18 protein-coding genes, 1 tRNA gene and 1 pseudogene are annotated in these 14,994 nt (G+C 66.5%); 8 read left to right on the top strand and 12 right to left on the bottom strand.

Features of this window, described 5'->3' with window-relative positions; genetic code table 11:
- Positions 1-73: 73 nt before the first annotated feature.
- Positions 74-484, bottom strand: a complete 411-nt coding sequence (gene lpqS, locus G6N18_RS21205) for a putative copper homeostasis (lipo)protein LpqS (protein WP_083004515.1) — start codon at positions 482-484, stop codon at positions 74-76.
- A gap of 68 nt (positions 485-552) precedes the next feature.
- The gene (locus G6N18_RS21200; protein WP_234806204.1) at positions 553-1,236 is read right to left on the bottom strand and encodes a DUF4396 domain-containing protein; all 684 of its coding nucleotides are present in this window, start codon (positions 1,234-1,236) and stop codon (positions 553-555) included.
- Between the two features lie 200 nt (positions 1,237-1,436).
- Here G6N18_RS21200 and G6N18_RS21195 point away from each other — a divergent pair.
- From G6N18_RS21195 to G6N18_RS21180, 4 genes and pseudogenes are all read left to right on the top strand, one after another.
- Positions 1,437-1,538, top strand: a pseudogene (locus tag G6N18_RS21195) (superoxide dismutase); the annotation flags it as partial.
- Between the two features lie 55 nt (positions 1,539-1,593).
- On the top strand, positions 1,594-2,388 hold the full coding sequence (locus G6N18_RS21190; RefSeq protein ID WP_083004518.1) for an SDR family oxidoreductase: 795 nt from the start codon (positions 1,594-1,596) through the stop codon (positions 2,386-2,388).
- Positions 2,389-2,482: 94 nt separating this feature from the next.
- Positions 2,483-3,112, top strand: a complete 630-nt coding sequence (locus tag G6N18_RS21185) for a TetR/AcrR family transcriptional regulator (RefSeq protein ID WP_083004522.1) — start codon at positions 2,483-2,485, stop codon at positions 3,110-3,112.
- Positions 3,113-3,139: 27 nt separating this feature from the next.
- A complete protein-coding gene (locus G6N18_RS21180; RefSeq protein WP_083004525.1) occupies positions 3,140-3,796 on the top strand; it encodes an enoyl-CoA hydratase-related protein in 657 nt (218 codons plus the stop codon).
- Positions 3,797-3,821: 25 nt separating this feature from the next.
- On the opposite strand, the gene G6N18_RS21175 is transcribed toward G6N18_RS21180, so the two are convergent.
- From G6N18_RS21175 to G6N18_RS21155, 5 genes are all read right to left on the bottom strand, one after another.
- Positions 3,822-3,897: transfer RNA gene (locus G6N18_RS21175), tRNA-Ala, on the bottom strand.
- A gap of 62 nt (positions 3,898-3,959) precedes the next feature.
- Positions 3,960-4,985: a divisome protein SepX/GlpR gene (gene sepX / locus G6N18_RS21170; RefSeq protein WP_083004529.1), complete on the bottom strand. Its 1,026-nt coding sequence runs from the start codon at positions 4,983-4,985 to the stop codon at positions 3,960-3,962.
- Between the two features lie 268 nt (positions 4,986-5,253).
- Positions 5,254-5,907, bottom strand: coding sequence for a GNAT family N-acetyltransferase (locus tag G6N18_RS21165; protein WP_083004533.1), 654 nt, complete (start codon positions 5,905-5,907; stop codon positions 5,254-5,256).
- Positions 5,908-5,925: 18 nt separating this feature from the next.
- Positions 5,926-7,182 carry a molybdotransferase-like divisome protein Glp gene (gene glp, locus G6N18_RS21160; RefSeq protein ID WP_083004537.1) on the bottom strand — a complete coding sequence of 419 codons (1,257 nt, stop codon included), beginning with the start codon at positions 7,180-7,182 and terminating at the stop codon, positions 5,926-5,928.
- Between the two features lie 27 nt (positions 7,183-7,209).
- On the bottom strand, positions 7,210-8,121 hold the full coding sequence (locus tag G6N18_RS21155; RefSeq protein WP_109749507.1) for a UTP--glucose-1-phosphate uridylyltransferase: 912 nt from the start codon (positions 8,119-8,121) through the stop codon (positions 7,210-7,212).
- Positions 8,122-8,209: 88 nt separating this feature from the next.
- Between G6N18_RS21155 and G6N18_RS21150 the strand changes: the two genes are divergently transcribed.
- The 4 genes from G6N18_RS21150 (at position 8,210) to mscL (ending at position 10,514) form a co-directional block, all read left to right on the top strand.
- Positions 8,210-8,824 carry a 5-formyltetrahydrofolate cyclo-ligase gene (locus G6N18_RS21150; protein ID WP_109749511.1) on the top strand — a complete coding sequence of 205 codons (615 nt, stop codon included), beginning with the start codon at positions 8,210-8,212 and terminating at the stop codon, positions 8,822-8,824.
- 59 nt (positions 8,825-8,883) lie between these two features.
- Positions 8,884-9,237, top strand: coding sequence for an FmdB family zinc ribbon protein (locus G6N18_RS21145; protein ID WP_083004542.1), 354 nt, complete (start codon positions 8,884-8,886; stop codon positions 9,235-9,237).
- A gap of 67 nt (positions 9,238-9,304) precedes the next feature.
- Positions 9,305-9,958, top strand: coding sequence for an SAF domain-containing protein (locus G6N18_RS21140; protein WP_083004545.1), 654 nt, complete (start codon positions 9,305-9,307; stop codon positions 9,956-9,958).
- Positions 9,959-10,052: 94 nt separating this feature from the next.
- Positions 10,053-10,514, top strand: a complete 462-nt coding sequence (gene mscL, locus G6N18_RS21135; protein ID WP_067220893.1) for a large-conductance mechanosensitive channel protein MscL — start codon at positions 10,053-10,055, stop codon at positions 10,512-10,514.
- A 61-nt stretch (positions 10,515-10,575) separates the two neighbouring features.
- Here mscL and G6N18_RS21130 read toward each other — a convergent pair whose 3' ends face one another.
- The 5 genes from G6N18_RS21130 to G6N18_RS21115 all read right to left on the bottom strand — a co-directional run bounded on the left by G6N18_RS21130 (position 10,576) and on the right by G6N18_RS21115 (position 14,830).
- On the bottom strand, positions 10,576-11,208 hold the full coding sequence (locus G6N18_RS21130) for a porin MspA (RefSeq protein WP_083004549.1): 633 nt from the start codon (positions 11,206-11,208) through the stop codon (positions 10,576-10,578).
- 536 nt (positions 11,209-11,744) lie between these two features.
- Positions 11,745-12,377 carry a porin MspA gene (locus G6N18_RS21125; protein ID WP_083004552.1) on the bottom strand — a complete coding sequence of 211 codons (633 nt, stop codon included), beginning with the start codon at positions 12,375-12,377 and terminating at the stop codon, positions 11,745-11,747.
- A 319-nt stretch (positions 12,378-12,696) separates the two neighbouring features.
- A complete protein-coding gene (locus G6N18_RS24290; RefSeq protein WP_165757349.1) occupies positions 12,697-12,855 on the bottom strand; it encodes a hypothetical protein in 159 nt (52 codons plus the stop codon).
- Between the two features lie 56 nt (positions 12,856-12,911).
- The gene (locus G6N18_RS21120) at positions 12,912-13,457 is read right to left on the bottom strand and encodes a MogA/MoaB family molybdenum cofactor biosynthesis protein (protein ID WP_179962461.1); all 546 of its coding nucleotides are present in this window, start codon (positions 13,455-13,457) and stop codon (positions 12,912-12,914) included.
- Between the two features lie 20 nt (positions 13,458-13,477).
- Positions 13,478-14,830 (bottom strand): S1C family serine protease, encoded by a 1,353-nt coding sequence (locus G6N18_RS21115; protein ID WP_083004555.1) that lies wholly within the window; start codon positions 14,828-14,830, stop codon positions 13,478-13,480.
- Positions 14,831-14,994 lie beyond the last annotated feature (164 nt).

Raw genomic sequence — 14,994 nt, 5'->3', positions numbered from 1 at the left:
CACGCGGCCGGCTGATCGAGGACAGCGGTCGCCGACCATGGCGAGAATTACGACATGGTCTGACGCTGATCGATCAGCGGCGTGCGATGCACAGCCGGGTCAATAGCACCCGGCCTGAAACATGGTGAAGTGGGACCTTGGGTGGACCACGTACCGCGGTCAGACGCCCGTCAAGCCAAAACGGCAGCAGGACAGCCAAGGCCGCGAGGATCGCGAGCGCGACCAGGGCGGTATTCGAGCGGGGTAGCACTGCCTCGGCGAAGGCTTCGCGGTCCACACTCGCCGATCCATCTCGCACGTGCTCGTGCGGGGTGATGACCGCGGAGTCAGGGTAGGCGGCCGACAATGCATGCGGTCCGTGATGCGGAGCGACGTCTGGGGTCGGCAGCGCCCAATCGAAGCCGACGACAACGACCCAGAACGCCAGAGCCAGAACGGCGATGGTGCCGGCTGACTTCCGCGATCGGACGTCGTCAAGACTCACAGTGGTCCCGACTGTAGCAGCGATTCCGGAGGGCACCGGCCGGAGAGAAACCTGACGCCATCTCGTTATCACGTTGCGATTGCACGGTGCTCTTCCATCGTCATCGCCGGCTGGCCGTGTTCTGTCGAATCCTGTGGATTGGCAACTTGATCGGCGATCGATACGACAAGCCCGCCCAGCATGAACGCGGTGATCCCGGCGACCAGCGCCTCGGTGCTGAAGGCGGGAATGAACCTGCGGGCACCGGTGGGCGCAGCGCCGCCATGGTGATACTCGTGTGTCAGCGCGTGCCCTTTGCCTTTTCGCAGCAGGTAGCGATTCACCGGATAGGCGGCGAAGAATGCGACCGTCAGCGCGATCATCATGCTCACCCAGAACACCGCGTTGACCAGACCGGCGTTCATGGCGCCGGGGATGAGGGCCATGACCGCGTTGTCGACGATCTCCATTGTCAAGATCGACAACGTGTCCGCGGCGAGCACGACGCTCAGCGCCGTACCCAGGGCGACACCCGCGCGCAGCAACGGCAGCGTGGACAGCGTGTAGCCGAAGAAGAACGCCAACGCGACGGCAAGGGCGATGGTGGCGAGATTGCTCAACCCGAGCGCGGTTCCGATGATGAGGCCCAGGATCTCACCGATCGCACACCCCGTCAGACAGTGCAGTGTCGCGCTGACGGCCATCTTGTTGACGTTGTCTGCATGCTGGTGATCGGCGTGGCCGGTGTGGTCATGGTCGTGTTGTGCGGTCATCGGCTACTCCAGAAGTCCAGATTGAATCGGCCTACACGCCCTAGTGGTAGTTCACAACGTACCCCCCGGGGGTATATATCGCAAGGCGCATTCGGTCCTGCCTGAGAACCATGCACGGCTTCGCCGAATCTTCAAAGGGGACTAATCACACCGAGGTGAGCAGGTGACGATCCGCCCCGCGGACACCGGCGACGGCATCGCGGCCACATTACGTCAAGGCGTTCTGGAACGTCGTGAACTGGGTGGACGTGCAGAACCGCTTCGCCGCGGCCACCAGCAGGGCGACGGGGCTGATCTTCTAGTCTCTAACCGGACCGCCCAGGGGCGGCCGACCCCGGACCCGACGGAGGCGCGCCGATGAGCGACGATCAATTGAGCACGCACGCGGAGCTTTTCGACCTCACCGGCAAGCGGGCACTGGTCACGGGCGGCACCAGAGGCGTCGGGGCGATGATGACGCGCGGGCTGTTGCAGGCCGGCGCCTGCGTGGTGATCAGCTCGCGCAAGGCCGAGGGTTGCCAACACGCCGAAGCTCAGCTGTCGAAATTCGGCGAGGTGCGCGCCGTGCCCGCCGACCTCTCGCGGCACGACGAGTGCCTCCGGTTGGCCGAAGAGGTCGCCGGCGACGGCGAACCGTTGCACATCCTCGTCAACAACGCCGGCGCGACATGGGGTGAGCCATTGGACAGTTTTCCGGATTCGGCGTGGGACAAGGTGCTCGACCTCAACGTCAAGTCGCCGTTCTGGCTCGTCCAGGCGCTGCTGCCAGCCCTTCGCGCCGCGGGCACCGCGGACGATCCGGCGCGAATCATCAACGTCGGCAGCATCGACGGCATCCGGGTTCCGCAGTTGCCGACCTACTCCTACAGCAGCAGCAAGGCGGCCGTCCATCAGCTCACCCGCGTGCTCGCCCGTGAGCTCGGACCGCAGCACATCACCGTGAATGCCGTTGCACCGGGCCCGTTTCCGTCAAAAATGATGGCTGCGACGCTCGACGCGTACGGTGACCAGATCGCGGCGTCGGCGCCGCTGCGCCGGATCGGCCGCGACGACGACATGGCCGGGATCGCCGTCTTTCTGGCCAGCCGTGCGGGCGCTTACCTGACAGGCGCGATCATTCCCGTCGACGGTGGGATCGCGACGACCGCGTAGCTGGACCTGCGGCCAACGGCGAAAGAAATGCACCTCAGGGACATCGACAACCTGCGGCTTTGTTCTAGAGCATCTGCTCTGTTATGGTCGTCTCATGCCGCGCCCACGCGTGCACGACCTCGATGGCGTGCTCGACATTGCCGCGAGTCTCGCGGTGTCCTCGGGCGTTGCTGCCGTGACGATCCGCGCGCTCTCAGAAGCAACGTCTGTTTCAAACGGCGCGCTGTACCACGCTTTTGGTTCGCGTGCCGGCTTGTTGGGGCGGGCATGGTTGCGCGCCGCCGAGAAGTTCCTGGTGCTCCAACGCGATACGGTGGACCTCGCGCTGAACGGCGAGAATCACCCGGTCGATGAGGCAACGGCGGTGGAGGCCGTCGTCGCAACCGCTCTGTGTCCCGCGGTATTCCTCGACCAAGACCCCACCTCCGCCCAGTTCCTTCTCACTGTCTCCCGCGACGAATTGCTGCGCTCGGGAGAGATTCCCGATGACGTTGCCGAGAAGCTGAGCCGGCTCGATGAAGCACTGACGGCCATCTTCATCCGCCTGTCGCGCAGCCTGTGGGACCGCAAGGACAAGCGAGCCGTCGAGCTGATCCGTGTCTGCATCGTCGAGTTGCCCACCGCGCTGCTGCTGCGTGGCGGTCGCCACGGCGGCGCTGCCGCACGCGACCGGCTCGCTGCAGCGGTGTGCGCCGTACTGACGATTCCGCCGGCCAAACCTTGACCACCGCACACCCGCGAAAGGACTTACATGGCACCGACACTGGAATATCGCGACAAGATCGCCGTGCTGACGCTCGGCGATGACGAGAACCGTTTCTCGCCGGACTGGCTCGATGCAGTCAACGCACGACTCGACGAGGTCGAGAAGGACGCGCACGCGCTCATCACCACCGGATTGGGAAAGTTCTACTCCAACGGCCTGGATCTCGACTGGCTCATGGCGAACGGTGAACGGACCCAGTGGTATGTCGGTCGAGTCCAGGAGCTGTTCAGCCGTGTGCTGACGCTTCCGCTGCCCACCGTCGCCGCCGTGAACGGGCATGCCTTCGGCGCGGGCTCGATGCTCGCCATCGCCCACGACTACCGCGTCATGCGCGACGACCGTGGCTACTTCTGTTTCCCAGAGGTCGACATCCACATTCCCTTCACCGTCGGCATGGCGGCATTGATTCAAGCCAAGCTGTTACCGCAGACCGCAGTCACCGCGATGACCACGGGCCACCGTTACGGCGGGCACGAAGCTCTGCGCGCCGCGCTCGTGGACGACACCGCGGCCGAAACCGAAGTCGTCAACGCCGCTGCAGCCCGACTCCAACCGATCCTCGGCAAAGATGCAGGCACACTGGGCGCAATCAAATCGACCATGTACGCCGATGTCACGGCAGCGCTGCGTGCCGGGCAGTAGCGAGGCGTTCTGACGTGTTCGAACTTGGTGGAGCTAAGGGGAATCGAACCCCTGACCTACTCGATGCGAACGAGTCGCGCTACCAACTGCGCCATAGCCCCTGGTACCGGTAGCAGGCTACCAGCCGTCGGAGGGCCGCCGAAAATCGACGGCTGTGACCGGTCTACTGGCCCGCGGCCCGCGGCAGGTCGAAGTGCCGCGCGAACGGCGCGTAGTCGAGATGTTCGAAGATCGGATCCTCGTCGTCGATCTCCAGCACCACCGAACCGGGCCGTCTCAGCCGCGACGGCACCACGTCGAACTCACGGTCGTCGGTGTTCTCCACACCCAGCCGCGAGCGAGCGATGCGCTGGGCCCGCCTGCGGCGCAACCGCTCCTCGATGCGCGTCTGGCGGCGCAGATAGCCCAGGTACAGCACCGTGACCGCGCCGACCGCGCCGCACAGCCACCACAGTCCGGGGCTCGCCGTGTACGCCGCGACCGCCGAGCCCACCAACAGCACCCCCATCGCCGTCAGCATCCGCTTGCGGAATTTGTACTTGCGCTCGCTCACCACGGCGGCCGTCTTCGACTCGTACCGGCGCTGCCGCGCTGCCGACAGCGAGTCGGCCATCTGCAGGTCGGCCTCCGACGGCGCCTCCAGGCCGGACGAATCGTCGACGTACTCGTACTCATCATCGTGCGAGTCGTCGGCTTCAGGTTCGGGCGCGACCGCCTCGTCGACGGCTTCTTCGTCGGTTTCCTCGTCGACGGGGTCGACTTCCTCGGCCGACTCATCGAATTGCAGTGTCAGCTCTTCGTTTTCGGCCACCTGCCGGTCCGACTCACCGATCGGCAGCGCGCCCGAGTCCTCACCGACGACATCGACGTCGAGGTAGTCGGGTTCCTCGCTGTGCTCACTCTCGACGACCGCGGCGCGTACCACCGAACGGCCCACGGGTTCCTCTTCGATCTCGTCATCGACGTCGTCGTCGGACGGTCGCCAGTCCGGATCGCTGGCGTGGCCGGCTGCCGGGCCGTGGCGCCTCAGCAGTCGTGCTTTGCGACCACTGTTGAGCACGCGCGTCGCCAACGCGACGTCGCTGGTGCGGCGCACCGTGTCGCGCTTGCTGATCAGCATCGGCACAAGCACGAAGAGCCAGAGGACGACGAGAGATATCCACAGAAGTGATTGGGGGATGCTTGGCATGTCGCCTGCTCCTTTCCCCGTAAAGGCTAGGTCTGTGACCTGCGCATCCGTGGGCGGCGCGCCGAGACAATTACACACCTGTAATTCGCGCATGACAAGCACCACCAGTAACAAATGTCACATTGGTAACAGCGGGTTCCTTGTCTCGAGCCGCGAGAGCTACACCAGGGTCGCTGTATTGCTCGCGGCACAGCCCTCCTGTAGATCTCGCGAAAAGCACACAAACGTCTTGCGAAACCAGGCGACAGGCCGGCGAAAACCACTGAAGCTATGCCCAGCCCGCGCGGCCCTGCCGCACCAGCGCCGCGGCCGCCGACCCGTTGAGCTCCTCGATCGTGATGGCCACCAGCAAGTGATCGCGCCAGGCGCCGTCGACCTCCAGATACCGGCGCAACAGCCCTTCCTCCCGGAAGCCGACCTTCGCGAGCACCGCGCGGCTCGCCGCGTTCTCCGGCCGCACGGTGGCTTCCACGCGGTGCAGTCGCACCGGCCCGAAGCAGTGGTCCACGCCCAACGCGAGCGCGGCGGTCGCCACCCCGCCGCCGTTGACCGCCTTGGCCACCCAGTACCCGATCCACGCGGACCGAAGGGCGCCGTGCGTCACGTTTCCGATAGTCAGCTGCCCGGCGAACTGGCCGTCCAACTCGATTGTGTAGGGCAGCATCCGGCCTCTGCGGGCCTCCGAACGCAGCCCCGAACACACCGCTGGCCATGACGTGATCGCGTGCCGCGTCGCCCAGTCCACGCCGGTGGCCGGTTCCCACCGCTCGAGGTGGGCACGTTCGGCCAGCCGCATGCGGCTCCACTGTGCGCCGTCACGCAGCCGCACCGGGCGCAACCGCACCACCCCGGCGGCCACCCGCAGCGGACCGGCAGGCTGCGGCCATCCGGGATGCAGAGAATCCGAACGCCACAGGTTCACGTCGACACGCCGGGCGAGTCAGCCGCGTTGAGCCAGGAATGCGACGTCGACGATCTCGCCGGTGCGGACCTGCTCGGCCTCGGTGGGCACGACGACCAGACAGTTCGCCTCCGCCAGCGTCGCCAGCAGATGCGACGCGCCCGGGGCTCCGCCGAGCGCCTGCACGAGATACTCACCGGTGTCCTGATCCCGCATCAGCTGGCCACGCAGATACCCCTTGCGCCCGGCCACCGACTCGATCGGCGACAGCGCACGGGCCTGCACGATCCGCCGGTGGGCCTGCCGTTTGCCCAGCGACAGCCGAATCAGCGGACGCACCATCACCTCGAACACCACCAGCGCGCTGACCGGGTTGGCGGGCAGCAGGAAAACCGGCACGCCGTCGCGGCCGAGCTGACCGAAGCCCTGCACGGAACCGGGGTGCATCGCGATGCGCGTCACCTCCATCTCGCCCAACTCGGCGAGCACCGAGCGGACCGCCTCGGCGGCCGCCCCGCCGACCGCACCGGCGATCACCACCACCTCGGCGCGGTTGATCTGGCCCTCGACGACCTCACGCAGCCGCTTGGGATCGGTGTCCACGATGCCGACCCGGTTCACCTCCGCGCCGGCGTCACGGCCCGCCGCGGCCAGCGCATAGGAGTTGACGTCGTAGACCTGACCGTTGCCGGGAGTCCGCGAGATGTCGACGAGTTCACCACCGACGCACATCACCGACAGTCGCGGCCGCGGATGCACCAACACGCGTTCGCGTCCGACGGCGGCCAGCAGACCGACCTGTGCCGGGCCGATGATCGTGCCCGCCCGCACCGCGACGTCGCCGGGTTGCACGTCGTCTCCGGTGCGACGGACGTAGGCGCCCGACCGCACCCCGCGCAGCACCCGCACCCGCGCATCACCGCCGTCGGTCCAGCGCAACGGCAGCACCGCGTCGGCGAGCGTCGGCATCGGGGCGCCGGTCTGCACACGCGCCGCCTGGCGCGGCTGCAGCCGACTCGGCGTCCGGGCGCCTGCCTCGATGACGCCCATCACCGGCAGGCTCACCTCGCCGTCGGCGGACTCCTCGCTCTCCCCGGCATCACCGACCCCGAGCACGTCGACGCTGCGGACCGCGTACCCGTCGATCGCGGCCTGGTCGAAACCGGGCAACGGACGCTCGGTGACGACCTCCTCGGCGCACATCAAGCCCTGCGCTTCGGCAATCGCCACCCTGACCGGTCGCGGCGCCACCGCCGCAGCCGCAACCCGTGCCTGCTGTTCCTCGACCGAACGCACTGCACCCCTATCTACGCGTTAGGGCTCTCAGCAGTCGACCAGCCCCAATCGCTCCACCAACCACCGCCGGAGTTCCGGCCCGTAGTCGTCGCGCTTCAATGCAAAGTCAACCGCAGCCTTGAGGTAGCCGCCGGGATTTCCGAGGTCGTGTCGAGAGCCGCGGTGCACAACCACATGGACTGGATGCCCCTCGTTGATGAGCAGCGCGACGGCGTCGGTCAGCTGGATCTCGCCGCCCGCCCCACGCGGGACCCGCCGCAGCGCATCGAAGATGGCCCGGTCCAGCACATAACGGCCGGCCGCAGCGTACGGCGACGGCGCATCCTCGGGCTTCGGCTTCTCGTACATGCCCTTGACGCGTAAGACGTTCGGATTGTTGGTGTCGGCGACCGGCTCGACGTCGAAAACGCCGTAGGCGCTGATCTCGTCGCCCGGTACCTCGATCGCACAGAGCACCGAACCGCCGCGTTTGGCACGTACTTTCGACATCGTCTCGAGGACGCCGGTGGGCAACACGAGGTCGTCGGGCAGCAGCACGGCGATCGCGTCCTCGTCCGACGACAGCGAGGGTTCCACGCAGCTGACCGCGTGGCCGAGGCCCAGCGGTTCGGCCTGCACCACCGATTCGACCTTGATCAGCGCGGGCGCGCGGCGCACCTTCTCCAGCATCGACTTCTTGCCGCGCGCTTCCAGCGTGCCCTCGAGCACCAGATCCTGGACGAAGTGTGCGACGACCCCGTCCTTGCCCTCGGAAGTGACGATGACCAGACGCTCCGCGCCCGCCTCGGCGGCTTCCGCGGCGACGAGCTCGATGCCGGGGGTGTCGACGACGGGCAGCAGTTCTTTGGGAACCGTCTTGGTGGCGGGGAGGAACCGCGTGCCCAGCCCCGCCGCCGGAACCACCGCCGTGTACGGGATCGGTACTTCAGGCCTTGTCATCGTTCACACATTAACCTCCCTTGGGCAGGTTGAACCTGTCGAGGCCGGGTGGTTCGCAGCGATTGGGAAGCGATTGGGAAAGGACACCGTGAGCGCGACGAAAGCGGATCTGCGCGCGGCGATCCTGTCGTCCCGCCGGGCAGTTTCCACGCATGAGCACGACGCCGAAGCGCGTGCGCTGGCCGAGCATGCGACGACGCTCGCCGCGGCCGGGCAGACCGTCTGCGCTTACGTTCCGGTCGAGGCCGAACCGGGTTCACTCGAGCTGGTTGATTCCCTGTATCGGCGCGGTGTCCGGGTGCTGCTGCCGGTGGCGCGACTCGACACCGCGGGCAGTCCGCTGCCGCTGCAATGGGGTGAATACGTTCCCGGCGAATTGCGGCAGGCGCCATTCGGCCTTCGTGAGCCGGCCGAGCCGTGGCTGACGGCCGAAGCGGTCGGTGACGCGGTGACGCTGCTGGTGCCGGCGCTTTCGGTCGACCGGCGGGGGGTTCGGTTGGGCCGCGGCGCGGGTTTCTACGACCGGTCCCTGCCGTCGGCGTCGCCGTCGGCGCGGCTTGTTGCGGTCGTGCGCGACGACGAACTCGTCGACCGGCTACCCGCCGAACCCCACGACGTGTCGATGACCCACGCGCTCACGCCCCGGCTCGGGCTGGTGGCCCTCGGCACGCCCGACGGGCCGGGAATGGGTTTCGCCACGTAGCGGTTCTAGCACTTGAGCCGGTAGAGTGCTAAGCAGTTTTGACCACCACGGAGGGTTTCGTGCCTACCTATTCCTATGCGTGCACCGAGTGCGACGACAGGTTCGACGCGGTCCAGGCGTTCAGCGATGCCTCGCTGACCACCTGCGGCAAGTGCAACGGCCGCCTGCGCAAGCTCTTCGGCAACGTGGGAGTTGTGTTCAAGGGCAGCGGCTTCTACCGCACCGACAGCCGCGAATCCGCCAAGAGTTCGTCGAACGGGTCCGGTAACGGATCCAGTGGCGCCTCGGGGTCCAGCCCGTCGTCCGACAAGTCGTCGTCGGACAAGTCGAGCGCCGGTTCGTCGAGTTCGAGCGACTCCGGGAAGAGTTCGAGTTCATCGACTTCCCCCGCAGCGGCCGCCGCGTCGAGCTGACGCAGGGTTATCCACAGGCGAGCGTTCATCTCGCCCACCGGCCTCCCGCGCTGCCTAACTTGGCGGCATGGGGGACACACTCAATCCGTTGCCGATCCATCGGCTCACCGAGTTGCTGCGGCCCGACTGGACTCGCACGGTCCTGGCCCGTCGGGTTGCCGCGGGCGGGCTGGTGGTGCTCGCCGCCGTAGCGGCCCTGCGCCCCGATCCTGACGACGAGCGCGTCGACGCCGTCGTCGCCGCACGCGACCTGAGCCCGGGCCGCGAACTGACCGTCGACGATGTCCGGCTTGAAACGCTCAGTGCTGCAACGATTCCCGATGGCCTTCAGACAGACATCACAGCCGTGGTCGGTGCGACACTGGCCGGTCCCGCCCGCCGAGGCGAGGCGATCACCGACGTCCGCATGTTGAGCCCGCGGCTCGCCGAAGCGACGGTGGGCCCGACGGCGCGCATCGTGCCGCTGTCGCTCGAGGAGACCGCGGTACTCGATCTGATCCGTCCCGGCGACGTCGTCGACGTGCTGGCCGCCGGCCCCGAATCCGACGCTCGGCCAAAGGTTGTCGCGACCGACGCGGTCGTCGTGCTGGTGTCCGAGAAGCCCACGGGGGTGGGCGGTGGCGCGACGGACCGGGTGGTGCTGGTGGCGCTGCCCGCTCACGCCGCCAATGACGTGGCCGCCGCGACGTTGGTGCAGGCGGTCGCGCTCACCCTGCACTGAGGGGGCTGTACGGGCGTTTCGCCCCTGGTCGGTGGCCACGCAACTAACGTTCCTAATTGTCGACCGAATACCACTGCAAGGAGGATCCGAGACAATGTTGAAGGGCTTCAAAGAATTCCTCGCCCGAGGCAACATCGTCGACCTGTCGGTCGCGGTGGTCATCGGCACCGCGTTCACCGCGCTGGTCACCAAGTTCACCGAGAGCATCATCGAACCGCTGATCAGCCGCATCGGCGCGGGAGGTGAATCCGACTACGGCATCCTGCGTATCGGCATCGGCGGCGGCCAGACCATCGACCTCAACGTGTTGGTGTCGGCGGCCATCAACTTCATCCTCGTCGCCGCCGTGGTGTACTTCCTCGTCGTCGTGCCGTACAACCGGTTGCGCAAGAAAGGTGAGGTCGAGCAGGCTCAGGACACGGAACTGTCTCTGCTGACCGAGATCCGCAATATCCTCGCCGAGACGAACGGCTCGTCGTCGGGAGCGCACAGCGCAGGCCCAGGTACCGGCCCCGATCCCGACACCGCAAAGACGACCAGCGCCGACAAGTCCTGACGGCAGATACAACACAGCCCCCGGACGGGTCCGGGGGCTGTGTTGTTGCTCGGGAGAGCGCTCAGTTCATGTTCCAGGGCTCGCCGTAGGTGGTGACACTGTCGCCGGCCGAGGAGATGAGCCGGGCGAAGGGACGCAACAACACACCACCGGCCGCACCGGTCACCGTGCCGTGCGCGTTGGACACCGCCACACCGCCATTGGCACCCGCGACGTCCACCGAGAACGTCGCGACCTCTTGAATACCGGGCCCGTTGCCGAGGTCGGCGCTGATCGACGCGCCCGGGAAGAAGTTCGGTGTGGTGAGGAAGCCCGCGCTGGGGTCGAGGTTCGGCGGCGCCTGGTCGAACAGCACGTTCGGGGTGGTGTAGCTGAAGTTGATGCCCACGCCCAGCGACCACGGGAAGCCGATCTGATAACCCAACTCCAACGTGCCCTCGAACTCATCGGCACCCTCACCGGCCACGACGTACTTCGCGCGGCCACTGTGGAACCACTCACGGGTCAGCCGGTTGCGATCAAGGGGAAACACCCCGTTGAGAAACGTGTCCCACTGCTGAATCGTCAACGTCCGGTCCTGACCGTCGACCAAACTCAACTCGTTATCCAGCCCCGCATGAGAGGTGCCAGTGCTCACGAACAACGACGCGACAGCCGCCACCATCGCAATCAGCACCCGACTGAATACCTTCATGTTCTCCCTAGCTTGTCGATGCGCGCCCCCTGTAGGCCCGCAACTGTTGTCAGTCCGTGCCGGCGCAACCGCCACCGCGCGACGTATGCGCACATGCGCAGCAAATGAGACCTCACATGATGCTCGTACGTCTCGCTCATCCGTTGACACGAGGAACATAACGGCGCCGATCTGAACCGGCAACGCGAGCGGACGATCGAATTTCAGCGTGCAACGCTGCGGAGGATCATTTGCCGATCTTGAATCGTCGCGCGATTAACACTTGCGACAAGAAGATTCGATACGAGGCTGCGCATGTCACAACGTGTCAGGCTGGTGTTTTGACGTTGGCCGGCAACGGGCGGTCATGTACCGCGGCGTTACCGGCGAACAGGCAGCGGGAGTACGTGGTTGCGGCTCGGTGACCGGAAGTGATCAAGATCACCAGCAAATTAGATTTATTGTTTACCAACCGGCAACTTCGCGGCCAACTCACAGACGACAAAAGGTCAGCCCCCGGACGGGTCCGGGGGCTGTCTTGTTGCTCGGGAGAGCGCTCAGTTCATGTTCCAGGGCTCGCCGTAGGTGGTGACACTGTCGCCGGCCGAGGAGATGAGCCGGGCGAACGGACGCAACAACACACCACCGGCCGCACCGGTCACCGTGCCGTGCGCGTTGGACACCGCCACACCGCCATTGGCACCCGCGACGTCCACCGAGAACGTTGCGACCTCTTGAATGCCCGGACCGTTGCCGAGGTCGGCGCTGATCGACGCGCCCGGGAAGAAGTTCGGTGTGGTGAGGAAGCCCGCGCTGGGGTCGAGGTTCGGCGGCGCCTGGTCGAACAGGACGTTCGGGGTGGTGTAGCTGAAGTTGATGCCCACGCCCAGCGACCACGGGAAGCCGATCTGATAACCCAACTCCAACGTGCCCTCGAACTCATCGGCGCCGGGGCCCGCCACGATGTACTTCGCGCGGCCACTATGAAACCACTCGCGGGTCAGCCGGTTGCGATCAAGGGGAAACACCCCGTTGAGGAAGGTGTCCCACTGCTGAATCGTCAACGTCCGGTCCTGACCGTCGACCAAACTCACCTCGTTATCCAGCCCCGCATGCGAGGTGCCCGTGCCCACGAACAACGACGCGACAGCCGCCACCATCGCAATCAGCACCCGACTGAAAACCTTCATGTTCTCCCTAGCTACGTCGGCGGTCAGCCATGGGCTCACCGTGCTCTGTTGTCCGTGCGTGGCCCTGCTGCTGCCACACATGCTGCTCACTCTCGGCACGAGGAAACTTAACGGTCGCGTACCAGCCCGGCAACGTGAGATCGCAGCAGGTGTACGGGACGTTACCGGCCCGCCGATATTTACTCAGGCGTCACGCAGTGGCGCTGTGACATGCGGTTACCTGGGCGTAACATCGGCGCCCGGATCTGCGCCTTTGCGGGTCACGGCCGCGGCTCGGTAGCCGGCTTGACGGTGCTCGGCCCTGCGCCGGCACGGTGTGTCAAAGGTGGTGCGGCGGAAGGTTTTCCCGTAACCAGCGATCGCGTTCGGCTTCATCGTCGGCCGACGGAGTATCGCGCTCGTCGGCGGAGGTCTGCGGTAGATCCTCGCCGAAGACGTCGTCGAGGGCGTCGCGATTTCGTTTCGACGGTTCAGTCACAATTCGCCACTTTTGTGATGAAGATCACATTTAGCGCCATCGGGAGCGCAGCCAGTTCAGATTTCCAGGCTGGACAGGTCGCCGATGATCTGGATCGCCAGCGGATTGAGCGTCGCCATGCCGTCGCGCACCGCGGCGCGGGAACCGGCGAGGTTGACCACAAGCGTGCTGCCGGAGATGCCGGCGAGCCCCCGCGACACTCCGGCGTCGATCATGCCTGCGGACAATCCGGAGGCCCGCAGCGCCTCGGATATTCCGAGCAGTTCCCGGTCGAGGATGTCGCGGGTGGCTTCGGGAGTGACGTCGCGGGGGGTGACACCGGTGCCGCCGACGGACACCACCAGGTCCACCCCGCCGATCACCGCGGTGTTGAGCGCATTGCGGATCTCGACCTCGTCGGAGGACACCACGACGACCCCGTCGACGACGAATCCCGCCTCGTTGAGCAACTCTGTGACCAGCGGACCGCTGTGGTCCTCCTCGTCGCCGTGTGCGGTGCGGTCATCGACCACGACGACCAGTGCGCGGCCCACCAACTCCCCTGGCTGTTCCATGAGTGCAACCGTATATGTGGACGGCGACAGGGGCGCGGCCACTCTCAGCGGGATCGTGCCGGTCGGCGTCACTGCTGAGCCTTACCGAGCGTGACCTGGACCGACCGCGTTTTACCCGACGGGTCCAAGTACGACAATGTGACCTTGTCCCCCGGCGCCCGCGACCGGATGGCCGCGACGAGCGCGTCGGCGCTGCTGATCACCCGGTCGTCGACCTTCGTGACCACCACTCCGCTCGGCAGGCCTGCCGCGGCGGCGGCCCCACCATCGACGACCTCGACGATGCGCGCGCCGTCGATCGATGCGTCGGTGCCCACCTGCACACCCAGCGAGGCGTGTGCGGCGGTGCCGTTCTTGATCAGCTCGTCGGCGATTCGTTTGGCCTGGTCGACCGGGATCGCGAAACCCAGGCCGATCGAACCGCTCTGCGCCTGTGGTCCAGCGTCGGCCCCCAGCGTGGCGATCGCCGAGTTGATGCCGATCAGCTCTGCGTTCATGTTGACCAGCGCGCCCCCGGAGTTGCCGGGGTTGATCGCCGCGTCGGTCTGGATCGCGTCGAGCACGGTGTTCTGATTGCGGGCATCTCCGCTCGCGGCGACGGGCCGGTTCAGCGCGCTGATGATGCCCGTGGTCACGGTGCCCTCCAGGCCCAGTGGCGAGCCGACAGCGATCACGTCCTGACCGACCCGCAGGTCCGAAGACGATCCGATGGCGATCGGGGTCAGATTCGATACGCCCTGCGCTTTCACCACCGCGATGTCGCTGCTCGGGTCGGTGCCGACGACGGTGAACGAGGTGGTGCGACCGTTGGAGAAGGTGACCTTGGTCGGCCCACCGGCGGGACCGCCGCCCGGGGCGGCCTGAGCGGCCGAGACCACGTGGTTGTTGGTCAGGATCAAGCCGTCGGAGGACAGGATGACCCCGGAGCCCTCTTCGGACGCCCGGCCCATGTCGGTCTCGAGCTTCACCACGCTGGGCACCACTTTCGCGGCGACCTGTTCGACGGTGCCCGACGGCAGGCTGGCGGCGGGCACGCTGGGCGCGGCCCCACCGATCGACGAGGTCGCCGACTGCCCGTCCGGCTGCACCAGCAGCGCCGTCCCGCCGCCGATGCCGGCGGAGACCACCGCGATTGCCACTGCGCCGGCGGTCAAAGCGCCTGCGCGAGAACGCTTTTGCGGCGACTGGCCGGCTAGCGGCTGTGGCGCGCCGCGGTAGGGGTCGTAGGGCGCACGGAAATACTGTTGGGGTGTGTGCTGCTGGGTCGCATGCTGTTGGGTTGTGTAACGCCAGTCATACGGCTGCTGCGGGTACGCGCCGGGGCGCTGGGCGGCACCCGGGTAGCCGGGCGCGGCATGCTCAGGACCGATCGGTCGACGGCCGGGCGGCGGGGGCGGCGAGTACCTCGGGTGGTTCGTCATGTCGCTCGGGCTGTTCCTTTTCTTCTGGGGTCCGATATCTGCACAACGCTGGACGCATGGTCAACAGTGCCCAGTCGGGCTGAGAATCCACTTAGAGAACGTTCGGGACACACCCAAATTCGTCCCCTTTTCCCGCCGAGGTCAATCATCGTCGATGGGGACCC

This window comes from Mycolicibacterium celeriflavum, assembly GCF_010731795.1.
GTDB classification, from domain to species: domain Bacteria; phylum Actinomycetota; class Actinomycetes; order Mycobacteriales; family Mycobacteriaceae; genus Mycobacterium; species Mycobacterium celeriflavum.
This window is presented reverse-complemented; position numbering and strand designations above follow the sequence as displayed.

What these genes read in the sequence shown, in the direction of transcription:
- G6N18_RS21185 (WP_083004522.1), top strand. Translation starts at nt 2,483, where the DNA reads ATGCCGCGCCCACGCGTGCACGACCTCGATGGCGTGCTCGACATTGCC.
- G6N18_RS21130 (WP_083004549.1), bottom strand. Translation starts at nt 11,208, where the DNA reads ATGAAGGTATTCAGTCGGGTGCTGATTGCGATGGTGGCGGCTGTCGCG.
- G6N18_RS21140 (WP_083004545.1), top strand. Translation starts at nt 9,305, where the DNA reads ATGGGGGACACACTCAATCCGTTGCCGATCCATCGGCTCACCGAGTTG.
- G6N18_RS21200 (WP_234806204.1), bottom strand. Translation starts at nt 1,236, where the DNA reads ATGACCGCACAACACGACCATGACCACACCGGCCACGCCGATCACCAG.
- G6N18_RS21125 (WP_083004552.1), bottom strand. Translation starts at nt 12,377, where the DNA reads ATGAAGGTTTTCAGTCGGGTGCTGATTGCGATGGTGGCGGCTGTCGCG.
- mscL (WP_067220893.1), top strand. Translation starts at nt 10,053, where the DNA reads ATGTTGAAGGGCTTCAAAGAATTCCTCGCCCGAGGCAACATCGTCGAC.
- G6N18_RS21115 (WP_083004555.1), bottom strand. Translation starts at nt 14,830, where the DNA reads ATGACGAACCACCCGAGGTACTCGCCGCCCCCGCCGCCCGGCCGTCGA.
- G6N18_RS21190 (WP_083004518.1), top strand. Translation starts at nt 1,594, where the DNA reads ATGAGCGACGATCAATTGAGCACGCACGCGGAGCTTTTCGACCTCACC.
- sepX (WP_083004529.1), bottom strand. Translation starts at nt 4,985, where the DNA reads ATGCCAAGCATCCCCCAATCACTTCTGTGGATATCTCTCGTCGTCCTC.
- G6N18_RS21180 (WP_083004525.1), top strand. Translation starts at nt 3,140, where the DNA reads ATGGCACCGACACTGGAATATCGCGACAAGATCGCCGTGCTGACGCTC.
- G6N18_RS21155 (WP_109749507.1), bottom strand. Translation starts at nt 8,121, where the DNA reads ATGACAAGGCCTGAAGTACCGATCCCGTACACGGCGGTGGTTCCGGCG.